Below are 13524 nucleotides of genomic sequence, written 5' to 3' on the forward strand. Positions count from 1 at the left end.
CAGGCACCTGTAGCTCAGCTGGATAGAGCGCTGCCCTCCGAAGGCAGAGGCCAGAGGTTCGAATCCTCTCAGGTGCGCCACTTTTTCACTTAATGTATAGATTTTATTAAATAAAATAAAGATTCGCATTGAAGCCACCAAAGGGATTCAAACCAATCCCGTAACGTTTCCCGCAACACAATTCACAAAATCTGGTGCGCACTCCGGTACTCTCCACTTTACCTCGTCGGCTCATTCTGATTGCTTGCAAAGCAATTCACGGAAAGGGATTTTAATGCGCATTGAAATCAACTCAGAAGAGCGCGCTTGGGAAGTATTGGCAAACCTAGGGTCTGGACCCATTGATTTCAGAGGGGTGTCGTGATTCACGGTTCGAAAACGAGCGGTGAACATGTCTGATCTTTTCTGGCTGACCGACGCCCAGATGGCGCGTCTCCAGCCCTTCTTTCCCAAGTCCCACGGCAAAACTCGCGTCGATGATAGGCGTGTGTTGAGCGGGATTATCTTCATCAATCGCAATGGCTTACGCTGGCGCGATGCGCCCAAGGAATACGGTCCGCACAAGACGCTTTATAACCGTTGGAAGCGCTGGAGCGATAAGGGCATCTTCGCAAAGATGATGATGGGACTGGCAGCCGATCACGGCGAGGAGAAGACCGTGATGATTGATGCGACCTATCTCAAAGCACACCGTACGGCGTCCAGTTCGGGCGTCAAAAAGGGGGGCGTGGCCGTCTGATCGGTCGCACCAAGGGCGGGATGAACACGAAGCTGCACGCCATCTGCGACAGCCTGGGGCGGCCGCTCAACCTGTTCGTCACCGCCGGACAAGTCAGTGACTACATTGGCGCCCGAGCGTTGCTGAGCAGCCTGCCGAAGGTCGATTGGCTACTTGCCGACAGAGGCTATGATGCCGATTGGTTCAGAGAAGCGTTGAAAGACAAAGGGATACGTCCTTGTATCCCGGGTCGAAAGCAACGCAAGAAAACTGTCAAATACGACAAGCGGCGCTACAAGCGACGCAACCGGATCGAGATTATGTTCGGCAGGTTGAAGGATTGGCGGCGCGTCGCAACCCGTTACTACAGATGCCCAAAGGTCTTCCTTTCAGCCATCGCCCTAGCGGCAACCGTCATCTATTGGCTATGAGTCCTGACCCTTGGGCGATCTTCGGATCGCCCCTTTTTCTGTCCAGTGATTGCGACTATCTTGTAGGCTTGGAAAAGGACAAATCTCAACTTGAGCGCTTCAAGGAACTCGCCCGTGAAGTCGAGGCGGATGGAGATGAAGAAACGTTCAAGCGTGCATTGAAAAAGATGCGCGAGGAGCCGAAAGAGAAAAAGCCCGCCAAAGACTGAGCGGACACATGCCTTGGCGTGATAGGGTGAGTATGCTCAGGTTATTTGCAAAGTATACAATCGCCCGCGGTTTACAACCTGTTCAATTTGGAGCGCAGCCTCAACTCCAGACCAAATCTCAAGCTCAACCGCGCCGCCGCACTTGCCAATTGGCGCAGTCTCTGCGCCGAATAAGGGGCAGTGGTCCTGCCCTTGTAGAGATTAGTTAGCATTAGTTCGCCAGCACCGCTTGCTTCGCTTGTTCCGATGACATGTCTAGTATTTCGTAAATTCGAATCTTTGTTTTCGTAAAATCGCATTGAAACCATTTTAATAACACTAAGCTTGATGGGGTTGGGTTGCACATGTTTCACTTTTAGAACCTGGCTGAATAGGCTTATGCCACGCGACGAGAAACTGGAGCTGGGACAAAAATCATCGATGAGGGCGCGCAAACTGCCAAATGCCCAACGTCTTGAAAACCAACATGGAGAAATCAAATGGACAAAAGAACAGGTTTGCTGGCAAGTGTGGCCGCGGTTATGTCGCTTGTTTCAACGCCGGTCATAGCAGCTGACATTGTCATTGGGGTTCCAAACTGGCCCTCGGTGAACGCAACAGCGCACATCCTCAAGGTGGCGATTGAGCAAAACCTGGGTCTTGAAGTTGAACTTCAAAATGGGACCAATCCGATTGTTTTCGAAGCGATGGATTCCGGTGCGATGCATGTGCACCCCGAGGTGTGGATGCCGAACCAGCAAAATCTTCATGACACTTATGTCAAGGGAAATGGTACGGTTGTGATGAACCCGAACGGTGTTGAAGCGTTCCAGGGGATGTGCGTTGACAAAGGAACCGCCGAAAAACACGCGATTTCATCGATCGATGATCTGACGAATCCAGACGTAGCAGCGATATTCGATTCCAACGGTGACGGTCAGGGCGAGATCTGGATTGGCGCTCCCGGTTGGGCTTCGACCAATGTCGAAAAGATCCGGGCAAAGTCGTATGGGTATGACCAGACCATGGAGTTGGTGGAAATCGACGAAACAGTGGCCTATGCCAATCTGGATAATGCCATCAAGGCCGGCGACCCGTGGGTCGGGTTTTGTTATACGCCTCACTACGTCTTTGCGCTGCATGACATGACGGTTTTGGAAGAGCCTGCCTATGATGCTGCGAAATGGAAGGTTGTTCAGCCGACCGACAGCCCGGACTGGTTGGAGGAATCCGAGGCGGCCGTGGCCTGGGATTCTGCGTATCTGCACCTGCACTACGCAAAGTCACTGGAAGAAGAATACCCGGAGGTGGCGAGCCTATTGGCGAACATGGCGTTGGACACGGAAACAGTTTCCGCAATGACCTATGCGCTGGTCATCGACAAGAAAGAACCCCTTGCATACGCCGAAGAATGGGTAAGCGAACACGAAGACCAGGTTCTTGGGTGGATGGCGCAATAGAACGCGCTGGCGCTCAATGAGTCCACACAGGCCGCCAGGGCACAGCCTTGGCGGCTTGCTTTGCATGATAAGGGGCGGAAATGAACGAAACGGTCGTCAAGTTGACAGACGTCTGGAAGATCTTTGGCGCCCGCGCCGAAGAAGCGATGTCTGCAGTCATGAAGGAAGGGATCGGCAAACCCGAAGTCCTTGATCGGTTCAACTGCGTCGTTGGCGTACAAGGAGCGACGTTCGAGGTCTCACGAGGCGAGATATTCTGCATCATGGGATTGTCCGGGTCAGGCAAGTCTACATTGGTGCGGCATGTCAACCGCCTGATCGAGCCTACTGCAGGCAAGATCGAGATCCTGGGCCGCGATGTTTCGCAGATAGGGGAGTCGGAACTGCGCCGTATTCGGGCGCAGCAGATCGGAATGGTCTTCCAACACATGGCACTGATGCCGCATCGGTCAGTTCGGGACAATGTTGCCTATCCGCTCGAAATCAGAAAGGTTTCAAAGTCCAAACGCTGGGCCGTTTCGGATCACGCACTGGGATTGGTGGATCTGACTGGTTACGAAGATCGGCTTCCCAAGGAGTTGTCAGGGGGAATGCAGCAGCGCGTCGGCATTGCTCGTGCGCTCGCGTCGGATCCCGAAATACTATTGATGGACGAACCGTTCTCAGCCCTGGATCCGTTGATCCGATTGCAGTTGCAGGATCAGTTCAAGGCACTTGTGGCGCAACTCAAGAAAACAACCCTGTTTATCACCCATGACCTTGATGAAGCCATCAGGATCGGCCACCGCATTGCGATCATGAAGGATGGGGTCATCGTCCAGATCGGTACGCCAGAGGATATCGTGATGAACCCGGCAGACGACTATGTTCGCGAATTTGTGCAGGGAATATCCAAGCTCAAACTCGTCAAAGCCCATTCAATTATGGAACCTTTGGACAGCTACAATGGATCGATTGATGGGGCACCGCGTGCCGACGAAAGTGCGGACCTGGACCAACTGATTGACTTAGCCGTGAATACGGAAATGCCTGTCGTCATTACCGACGCCGGAGCAGATGTCGGCTTGGTTACAAAACCTCGTCTGCTGCGCGGAATTCAGGGGGGCAAAAATGAGTGATCTGGCGTCTGATATCAAAGTCACCGCAGCATCCGACATCGAAGTCGACCGTGAAGCGCTGGACAGTTCGATCCACGAATTTGCAGAGACCAATGGTGACTACTATGTCGGTGCATTTCACAAGATCCACGATGCGGTCAACCTGTTGCCCAATACGTTCAATCTTTGGGCGGCGGTCTTGGGTCCGTTCTGGGCGGCAAGCCGTGCTATCTGGGGAATGTTCTGGACCTTTCTCATACTCGAGATCATCGCCTGGGTGCAGATTGGTCGGGGTGCTTGGGGCAATCCAGGAGCAGATCTGCTCGGCCGTGCCTCGCGTCAACAGGCTCGTGCCGACGAGTTGCTAGGCCGGGCAGCAGAAGCAACCGAGCAAGCCGACATAGATCGGTTTACCAAGTTGGCGGCAAATATCCAGAAGGCGGCGGACGCCAGTTTCGAGAAAGCGCAAGCAGCCCAATCCGAAGCACTGGGCATCTTGATCTTCGGGCTATTGATGCTCGCGGTCTTCAAACTGACGCAAGGGCTGTACGCGGACAGGGTTTATGAGAAACAATATTCGCGGTGGCGCATTGATCCTGAAGGCACCGAAAGCGGGCGCTCAACCCGGAACACCATACTTGGCGTCGTACTGATTGCGGCGATTGCTCCGCTGATCGTCTACAAATTCACGGTGAACGCATCTTTCGCCATGCTTGACGAGTTTCCGGAAAAAGAGGTTTCGGCCATCTTTCTCGGTCAGGACGGCGGGACCCTGTTTTCAACCCTTGCCACATGGATGGAGGCGCGCATCGACGGCGCTGCTGCAGCTGGAGGAGACGTCTTTGACGGCATCGTAGGTGGAGTTCGCACTGTTCTGGATGCGCTGACGGTCGCCTTGATCGGTTCACCATGGCCGGTGGTCATGCTGGTGATCTGCGTGACGGCATGGCGCGCTGCGGGACCGAGAGTGGCCATATTCACAGCTTCTTCCCTGGCCTATATCGCACTTTTGGGCTACTGGGATGTTGCGATGGAAACCGTGGCCCTTGTAGGCGCGGCGGTGATACTCTGTGTCGTTTTCGGTATCCCGCTGGGGATCTGGTTTGGCAAGTCCAAACGGGCCTATTCGGCGGCCGAACCCGTTTTGGACCTGATGCAAACCCTTCCGGCCTTCGTCTATCTGATCCCGATCATCGCATTTTTTGGTACGGGCAATCCTCCAGGAATTTTGGCGACGATCATTTTTGGCATGCCGCCTGTGATCCGCCTGACGGCATTGGGTATGCGTGGGGTTCCAGACAGTATCAAGGAAGCAGCTGTGGCTTTCGGGGCGTCGAAATGGCAACTCTTGAAGGACGTCGAAATCCCGCTGGCCCTGCCTTCGATCATGACAGGCGTGAACCAGACGATTCTCATGTGCCTATCCATGGTCGTCATCATCTCGCTGATCGGGGGGGGAGGACTTGGAAAAGAGATCCTCGAAGCACTGCAATACGCGGCCAAGGGGCCTGGTCTTTTGGGCGGCTTCGCAATTCTGTTCTGTGCTATGGTTATCGACCGGATTGTTCAGGGCGCCTTCAGACGGGAAGATGAGAAAATCTGATAGAGCAGCAGGGCCTCGGGAACATCTCGGGGTCTTTTTCAGTCAGTGAGGCCTGCGATGACCGACCGTTATGAGAAATCGATGATGGACAATCTCTACTGGTGGGGCGTGCCAACGCTTTTCAGGTGTGCTCACACTGAGCCCGAAGGGCAAGATATCGCGCTGGTTGGGGTTCCACATTCGACCGGAAACGGGACAACCGAGCGGGATCAGCATTTGGGCCCAAGGGCAGTGCGCCATGTTTCAGCAGTTCAACGCAGAGTGCATTCGGTTTTTCAGATCGACCCTTGGGCAAGTGCCCAAATTGCTGATGTGGGCGATGTCCCATTTCCCCGTGCCAATGACAATGAAGACTGCATCGAACGCATCACGGCTTTTTACCAGGATATCGACGCTGCGGGGGCTCGACCCGTTTCTGTTGGTGGAGATCATTCGATCACTGGCGGCATCGTTCAGGCGTTGGGATGCGGCAAGTTGGCCGGGGGCGAGCCTGTTAGCTTTCTGCACCTTGATGCGCATACAGATGTGTTCACAAAGGTCGACCATTTTCTTGGGGCGCACAAATCTGCCGCGCATTGGGGTGCCTATCTGGCCGATCAGGGGCAGGTGGACCCAAAACGTTCTATGCAGATCGGATTGCGGGGCCACCCACGAAGTCTGGACTGGTTACAGCCGTCATATGACTACGGGTACAACATCGTGACGATGCAAGAGTTTCGACAACGCGGACTGACCGACGTCGTGGCGCAAACCAAAGAAGTCTTAGGCGATCGCCCTGTCTATATCACTTTCGACCTGGATTGCCTCGACCCGACGGTGGCGCCCGCTGTCTCGAATCTGGAGCCCGGAGAAAAAGGCTTTGACATCGATGAAGCCGTAGGAATTCTGCGTGCCGCGCGCGGTTTGAACATCATTGGCGGTGATGTCGTGTGCATGATGCCAACCAAGGACAGCCCAAACAACATCACGGCCCTGACTGCTGCGGCTGTGATGTTCGAGATGATTTCCATGATCGCGGAAAATGTCAGTTCGACTTAGCGCGTCGGGCATCTATCGCCTGTGCCATCACGCAGAGCAATTCGAACATCAATGAAATACCAAGCCACGCAGTGCCACCTTCGGGATCGAAAGGTGGCGAGACTTCAACCAGATCGGCACCCACAATGTTCAGCCCTGACAGTTTGCGAATAACCTGCTGGGCCTGAAAACTGTTAGGCCCGCCGATCTCGGGGGTTCCGGTGCCAGGTGCATAAGTCGGATCCACGAAGTCGATATCGTAAGTGCAATAACAGGGCTCTGTTCCGATGATGCCATTTACCTCGGTCATGACGTCATCAATGCCACGGTCGAATAGCTCTTCGATGCGGATGATGCGAATTCCCTGTGCCTCACCCCATTCGACATCTTCCGTATTATAGGCTGTGCCTCGAATGCCAACCTGAACAAAGCGCTTTGGATCGACCAGCCCCTCTTCAACCGCGCGCCTGAACGGCGTCCCATGCGTGAACTTATGGCCACCGAAGTAGCTGTCGAACAAGTCGGTGTGGCTGTCGAATTGGATTAGCCCCAGCGGACCAGAATTTGCCAAAGCCCGCAAAACCGGAAGCGTTGTCAGATGGTCTCCACCTGCCGTCAGTGGCGCGATGCCATTCCGAACAAATGTGGAATAGAATGACGTAACGCGCTCCAATGTATCTTCGATATCCACGGGGTTTGGGGAAACGTCCCCAAGGTCGGCGCAGTTCACCAAGGAAAACGGGCTGATACCTGTGACAGGGTTCATGGCCCGGATCATGGTCGAATAGTCGCGCAATTGCCGAGGTCCGTGGCGGGCGCCGGGGCGATTGGTGGTTCCTCCGTCCCAGGGTATGCCGACGACGCCCAGTTCAACTTCTTCAAAGCGTTCATGATCCGGTGCCAGATTTGGCAGACGCATGAATGTCGGAACACCCGCAAAACGCGCTAGCTCCATTGCTGAAACCGGTTGAAAGAATGTGTCTGTCATGTTGACTGTTGATCCTCGCGATTTTCCGTTTCATCCGGTCCGTATCATCGATCTTCGCTAAAACAATTGTTATGCGGAAAAGGCTCAGGTCAGAATTCGAAAACATTTCCGGATCTGAGCGTCCTGCTCGGGTGTAAGATACCCTGGATGATGTGCTCTTAGAATCTCGACTGCCCGTTCGCGGGCCTTGGTCCACGCATCCTTTGCACCGTTCATTTCCCATGTCCGTGGTTCATTCCGATCCGCCAGCGAAGGATAAAAATAGTCTCTCTCCATTGCGTCATAGGTTTGCGAACTTCCCAGAAAATGACCGTCACTCAGCACGGATTGGCAAATCGCTTCAAAGCCGAGGTTCTCTTCGGTCACCTCTATTCCGCGAAGGGCGCGATAGGTGTGGGAATGCATCTCGTTATCCAACACGAATGCTTCGAAACTGACCCCCAGCAATGATGCCGTCATCCCCGAGCTTTCATAGATCAGGTTACCCCCAGCCAACGCGGCGGCAAGAGAAGTCATGCCCTTTTCCATCCCGTACTGAGCGTCAATCGCCTTGGCGTCCGTCATTGAGGCTGCAACCCCCGAAAGTAAACCCAGCCAATTGATGATTTGCGCCGAGGCCGCGTTCAGAACCGCGGTCTCACCACCTCCGCCAGCAAAAGCTCCGGTTCGTAGATCGACGATAAATGGCCAGTTCGAGAATACCATCGGGAAACCGGGTGAAATCACATTCACCATCACCAGGCTCGCCAATGTTTCGGCGAGGGATTGAGCAAGAAATCCGGCCAATGTCGCAGGTGCCGTGGCCCCGGCCTGCGCAGCGGTGATGCAGGACATGGGAATATTGTGTTGGATACATTCGTAAACCACGTCAACTGCATCCTCGCCATACCGCAACGGGGAAATGACGGGGCTGATGTGCGCTTTCAGGAATGGACGTTTGGCAAATTCTCCCGGCCCACCGGCGACGATGTCCAGAAGGTCAACGATGGGTGATACGTGTTCTGCCAATGTAAACGACGTAGCGACTGGTTTGGTGGTATTCTTGACCAGCGCATAGACTGTGTTGACGTCCAGGTCGAACGCGTCCGGCACATCGGTTGCTACGCAACATCTGGTGAACCAACTGACATTTTCCATCGTATCCTGCAGACGGGCAAAGTCATGCAAATCAGCCAGCGTCGAGGGGCGATATCGTCGCGTCTCCAGATCAAGCGTCTGTACCGCCGCGCCGCCGGTGCCAAAAAATACACGGTTTCCGCCAACTTCTATTGATCGGCTTTCGTCCCGGCCATGCAATACGAATGTCTTGGCCGCAATTGAGACTGCGTGTTCAACCATCGCACGTGGAAAAAGCAATCTTCTTCGCTGGCCTTCTATTGCCCCCGCAGCCGTCAGATCGTTGCGCAACCTCTCTGGTACTTCCCCCATGCCGAGGGTTTCGAGTAACCGCAGTGCGGCGTTATAGATCAGCGCCACTTCGGCTTCTGCGAGAGGGGTGAATGAACCGCCGGTCTGACCGGGAGGGCAAGGGGCGATCACCGGTTTCGCTGCTCGTTGCGCCATCCGAGCCCTTCGCCCGATTCTTTTGCTAACTTCAGACGACATAACCGCTGCGCTCCCGCGTCAATGCTGGCTGTACACTACAGGCTTCCAGTATCGAGCGGCAAAATGTCAACCAAGCCTTGTGAAATCTAAAACCTAAGTTTCGATTTTTCGAAACTGCCAAATGCCTCGTTGCTGACAAGGCGGCTTTCTTTCCATGAATGTGGTTGCGGAGAGAGGAGCAAACCGGATGAAATCGCGCACAAAGGTTGTGGTTATTGGCGGAGGAATTGCCGGATGTTCGACCCTTTATCACTTGACCCAGGAAGGGTGGAGCGATGTGGTTCTGGTCGAGCGGAATGAACTGACATCCGGCACAACATGGCATTCGGCCGCTCAAGTCACCAATTTCGGTATGAACCAGACGATGATAGGACTGAAGTCGCATTCCATCCGCCTCTATAAGGAACTGGCAGAAGACGCCGACTATCCTATCAATTATCATCACGGTGATGGCGGTATCCGCTTGGCCAACACCGAGGCGCAGATGCAAGGGTATCGCCACTTTACATCGGTGGCCCGTGGAATGGGCGTCGATTTCGAGGTGATCGATGCCAGCGAATGCGCCCGCAGACACCCGTTGATCTCCACCGAAAACCTGATCGGAGGCCTGTGGGATCCGTTGGATGGTGATATCGACCCCGCGCAATTGTGTCAGGCGCTGGCGCGGAGGGCACGAAAAGCGGGCGCCGAGATTTACCGTAATACTCCCGTTGTCGGATTGCTTCAGCACAACGACGAGACTTGGACCGTCCAAACCGAACACGGAAACATTGACTGTGACATTGTCGTCAATGCTTGCGGCTATCGTGTGAACGAAGTGGGTGCGATGATGGGCATTCACCATCCGGTCGCGTCGATGGAGCATCAGTACTTCCTGACCGAAGAAATCCCCGCCATCCGGGACGCCGGTCATAGAATGCCACTGCTACGATGCCCGATCAGCGACTATTATTGCCGTCAGGAAAAGAATGGTTTGCTGGTCGGGTTTTATGAACAGGACTGCAAGACCTGGGGGATGGACGGGATCGATCCGCACTTTGCCAACGCCCTGTGCCCCGACGATTTGGACCGGGTGACAGATGTCTTGGAGGGCGCTTTTGCCCGGATGCCAGCCTTGATGGAAGTTGGAATACACACTGTCGTCAATGGCCCGATTACATACACAATTGATGGGGCGCCGATGGTGGGACCCATTCCGGGAAAGCGAAACGCGTTTTGCATCATTGGCCTTCGCGCCGGGCTGGGCGAAGGAGGTGGGCACGGTTGGCTGTTGGCGCAGCAGATCGTGCATGGTGAAGCGTGTTACGACACATGGTGCATCGATCCGCGAAGATTCACAGGTCACGCCAATGTGGAACTTACCGCGTTGAAAGCCGTAGAAGATTACCGAAACGAATTCAGGTTTCACTTCCCGCATGAACACCGGCCAGCGGGCCGCCCGGCCAAAACCACGCCATTGACCCCCGTTTTGGCCGCGGCCGGTGCCGAATTCACGGTGGTGAACGGATGGGAGCGTGTCGATTACATCAAACCTCATGCCGAATTCAAACCAACGCTGAGTTTCGATTTTGACGAAGCTTTTGATGTTGTCGCATCCGAAGTAAAAAACATTCAGACAAATGTCGGGTTGACCGAGGTCAATGGTTTCAACCGCATCGAAATCATCGGATCAGGCCGCCATGCATTTCTGGACCGGATGTTCTGCGGTGCCGTGGCCAAACGCGATGGTCGGGTCGGGTTGGGATACTTGTTGAACCATCAGGGCAGGATCAAGGCCGAAGCGACTGTCGCCAACCTACCGGCCAGCGACCGAGGGCCTGAACGCGTTTGGTACGGCTCGGCGGCAGCAAGCGAATTTCACGACATGGACTGGCTCAAGCAGCATCTGGAACCTGATGAGGACGTGCAGATTCGAAGCCTTACAAACGACCAAACCATTCTGGTTCTTGCTGGCCCAAACGCCCGAAAAGTTCTGTCGTCCTGTTCGCGCGGCGATTGGTCTGCTCGGGCCTTCCCATGGCTCAGCGTGCGAGAGTGTTTCGTCGGTATCGCACCCGCTACTGTCATGAGCGTCAGTTTTTCAGGTGAGTTGGCATATGAGATCCACGTTCCCAACGCTTCGCTCCATGCGGCATTTCTTGCACTCCAAGATGCAGGTAAGGTTTATGGCCTGCACCTGTTTGGCGCCCGGGCCATCGAATCCATGAGAATTGAGAAAGGCTTCTTTCATTGGAAATCGGACCTTGTCACTGAATATGACCCCTTTGAAACAGGTTTGGAGCGTTTCGTGAATTTGGACAAAGCCTGTTTTGTCGGTCGGGATGCGCTGCTGAACAACCTTCAACAAGGACCGCAAAAACGATTGGTGACCTTGCAAGTTCACGCCGAACAAGCACCGGCCCACCCGGGGGCGTCAGTGATGATTGGTGATGATGTCGTGGGCACGGTTACGTCCGGGGATTGGGGTCATCGAACCGGATTGAACTTGGCATATGCATTTGTCGATGTCGCTTGCCAGGCCCGAGGCAACAGTCTTGAGATTGATATGTGCGGTGTTCGGACCGAAGCAACAGTGATTGCACCCAGCCCTTATGATCCTCTAATGACCAGACTGCGTAGCTGATTTCATGTGGTTCCCGCGCTCGGTATTTAGCCCCTGAGTGTCCGAGCATTGGAGTTATGACGCAGTGCCAATGGGAAGAAATACATATTTGGTATTGCCGCGGCGTAGGTTCTCTGTTTCGATTTTATAGAAAGAGTGGAAATTTCAGGAACACCGCATTTGCCAAAGTCTCTAAGTCTCCGCTGGCTGGAAGTATTCCAGTTGATCGCCAAATCCGGCTCCATTCAAAAAGTGGCGTCCGAAACGAACTTGTCCATCAGTACTGTATCCAATCACTTGCGAAGCCTAGAAAGCGCCCTAGGGGTCGAATTGGTCGACCACAGCCGTCGGCCAATGAGCTTAACCCCCGCAGGAGAGGTTTTTTCACGCTATGTTCGTGAAGGCCTTACTGTACTGAAGCGAGGGGAAGGGGAAATCCGCTCGGGGACCTGGCGCAATGCCACGTCGCTGCGGCTCGCGTTGATTGACGATTTCGACTACCAAGTCGCGCCAGAGTTGTTCAGATTCTTAGCGCAAGCGTTGCCGCGGTGCAGCTTTCGACATTTCACCCGGCCGAGCCACGAGATCATCGCCAAACTGCAGGAGCACAAACTGGACGCCGGAGTGGCAACACTTCCGGTGGGCAAGACCGGCGGATTGCTGGAGTATCCATTGTTGCGTGATCCGTTCATCGTAATTCTGCCCAAGAACTTTGTGGGAACTGTGGAGGATGTGTTCACTCCGGATGCCGAATTGCCGTTTTTGCGGTATTCAAGGGACTACACGATTGGCAAGCAGATTGAGGTTCAACTCAACCGCAGCAAGTTCAACCTGCCAAACAGGTTCGAACTCGAATGCAATCAATCGATTGTCGGTCTGGTTGCGGAAGGTAGCGGTTGGGCGATTACCACGGTTGCCAGCTTTCGACGCGCACAGCGCTTTCATGAGAGTGTCAGGACCATGCCATTTCCTGGACGCAACTTTTCACGAACGATCTCCTTGTTCACAACTGACGTCTATCCCAAATCTACGTCCTTGTTGATCCACAAAGTACTTAGTGGTTTGATACAACAGTATTTTTGCGATCCCATTTGTAGAAAGATTCCTTGGCTTGACGGTGATTTTCGGGTGTTGACGGACATGCAGTCCAATTAATCATTTCTGAGCGAGTTGGGCGGTTTCTCTTCGTTTTATGCACCAAACGCAAACTTTGCGACAACCAACGCCGATCCGGAAATAATCTGTTTGGTGTCGAACCACAGCAATGGAACCTGTCGATAATCTCGTTCACAGATGGGCGCAAATCAGGTCTCGGCACTCATTTCGCCAAGGGCGCGGTGTCAAGGCGGGCAATGGTCAGTTATCCTGTTGGGGTCGCATTGCACTGACGGCATCCGAGCCGCGTGAGATGAAAGTCGGCTGAGAATGCCAGACCGGAACTCGAGAATGTGGTAAACTACAAGGGGCCACATGCATACCAGACGCAAAAAAATGGGGGGTGCCATGTCAAATATTCAGACCGCAGTGAGGTGTCCCCAGATCTGTAAAGGCTTGCGACACATGCTTGGGTTGGGGGGCCTGTCGTGAGTGGTGTCATGACAACGCTACCTTTTCAACCCAAGGTGAGGCAATCAAGGATGTCGCGACTCTCGAAGCATATTCCGAATGGGCCAAGGGATTGCTAGGTCCCATGCCAGACGCACAGTGTTTGACGTCAGCGCCAATGGGACAGTTTAGGTTGATTTGATAAGGGAGGGTTTCTGGCTCATCGTAACCATCAAGGAGTGGAGATGAGACAGAAACCCGGAACCAAGC

The 13524-nt window shown here is 54.1% G+C and carries 10 protein-coding genes, 1 tRNA gene and 1 pseudogene; 10 read left to right on the top strand and 2 right to left on the bottom strand.

The annotated features are described in order from the left end of the window. Nucleotides 1-3 precede the first annotated feature (3 nt). The 8 genes and pseudogenes from AC2FNB_RS06165 (at nt 4) to AC2FNB_RS06200 (ending at nt 6535) form a co-directional block, all read left to right on the top strand. A tRNA-Arg gene (locus AC2FNB_RS06165) sits at nt 4-80 on the top strand. 311 nt (nt 81-391) lie between these two features. Then, a protein-coding gene (locus tag AC2FNB_RS06170; RefSeq protein ID WP_496745133.1) for an IS5 family transposase occupies nt 392-1149 on the top strand; the annotation gives its coding sequence in 2 pieces (ribosomal slippage) (nt 392-707 and nt 707-1149; 759 coding nt in all). Nucleotides 1150-1217: 68 nt separating this feature from the next. After that, nucleotides 1218-1358, top strand: a complete 141-nt coding sequence (locus tag AC2FNB_RS06175; RefSeq protein WP_480751326.1) for a hypothetical protein — start codon at nt 1218-1220, stop codon at nt 1356-1358. 66 nt (nt 1359-1424) lie between these two features. After that, a pseudogene (locus tag AC2FNB_RS06180) lies at nt 1425-1532 on the top strand (IS6 family transposase); the annotation flags it as partial. A 305-nt stretch (nt 1533-1837) separates the two neighbouring features. After that, a complete protein-coding gene (locus AC2FNB_RS06185; protein WP_480751327.1) occupies nt 1838-2797 on the top strand; it encodes an ABC transporter substrate-binding protein in 960 nt (319 codons plus the stop codon). Between the two features lie 80 nt (nt 2798-2877). Further along, complete coding sequence (locus AC2FNB_RS06190) at nt 2878-3915, top strand: quaternary amine ABC transporter ATP-binding protein (protein ID WP_480751328.1); 1038 nt, start codon at nt 2878-2880, stop codon at nt 3913-3915. After that, nucleotides 3908-5497, top strand: coding sequence for an ABC transporter permease (locus AC2FNB_RS06195; RefSeq protein ID WP_480751330.1), 1590 nt, complete (start codon nt 3908-3910; stop codon nt 5495-5497). The genes AC2FNB_RS06190 and AC2FNB_RS06195 overlap by 8 nt, the downstream gene beginning before the upstream one ends. A 57-nt stretch (nt 5498-5554) precedes the next feature. After that, nucleotides 5555-6535 carry an arginase family protein gene (locus AC2FNB_RS06200; protein ID WP_480751331.1) on the top strand — a complete coding sequence of 327 codons (981 nt, stop codon included), beginning with the start codon at nt 5555-5557 and terminating at the stop codon, nt 6533-6535. On the opposite strand, the gene speB is transcribed toward AC2FNB_RS06200, so the two are convergent. Both speB and AC2FNB_RS06210 read right to left on the bottom strand, forming a co-directional pair. Next, the gene (speB, locus tag AC2FNB_RS06205; protein WP_480751333.1) at nt 6522-7502 is read right to left on the bottom strand and encodes an agmatinase; all 981 of its coding nucleotides are present in this window, start codon (nt 7500-7502) and stop codon (nt 6522-6524) included. The genes AC2FNB_RS06200 and speB overlap by 14 nt on opposite strands. Before the next feature lie 84 nt (nt 7503-7586). After that, the gene (locus AC2FNB_RS06210; protein ID WP_496745121.1) at nt 7587-9107 is read right to left on the bottom strand and encodes a trimethylamine methyltransferase family protein; all 1521 of its coding nucleotides are present in this window, start codon (nt 9105-9107) and stop codon (nt 7587-7589) included. Between the two features lie 187 nt (nt 9108-9294). On the opposite strand from AC2FNB_RS06210, the gene AC2FNB_RS06215 reads away from it, so the two are divergent. Next, entirely contained in the window at nt 9295-11730 is a 2436-nt protein-coding gene (locus AC2FNB_RS06215) for a GcvT family protein (protein WP_496745123.1), read from the top strand. Between the two features lie 135 nt (nt 11731-11865). Then, nucleotides 11866-12864 (top strand): LysR family transcriptional regulator, encoded by a 999-nt coding sequence (locus AC2FNB_RS06220; RefSeq protein ID WP_496745125.1) that lies wholly within the window; start codon nt 11866-11868, stop codon nt 12862-12864. The last annotated feature ends 660 nt before the right edge of the window (nt 12865-13524 follow it).

This window comes from Ruegeria sp. BHSB058, from assembly GCF_059613285.1.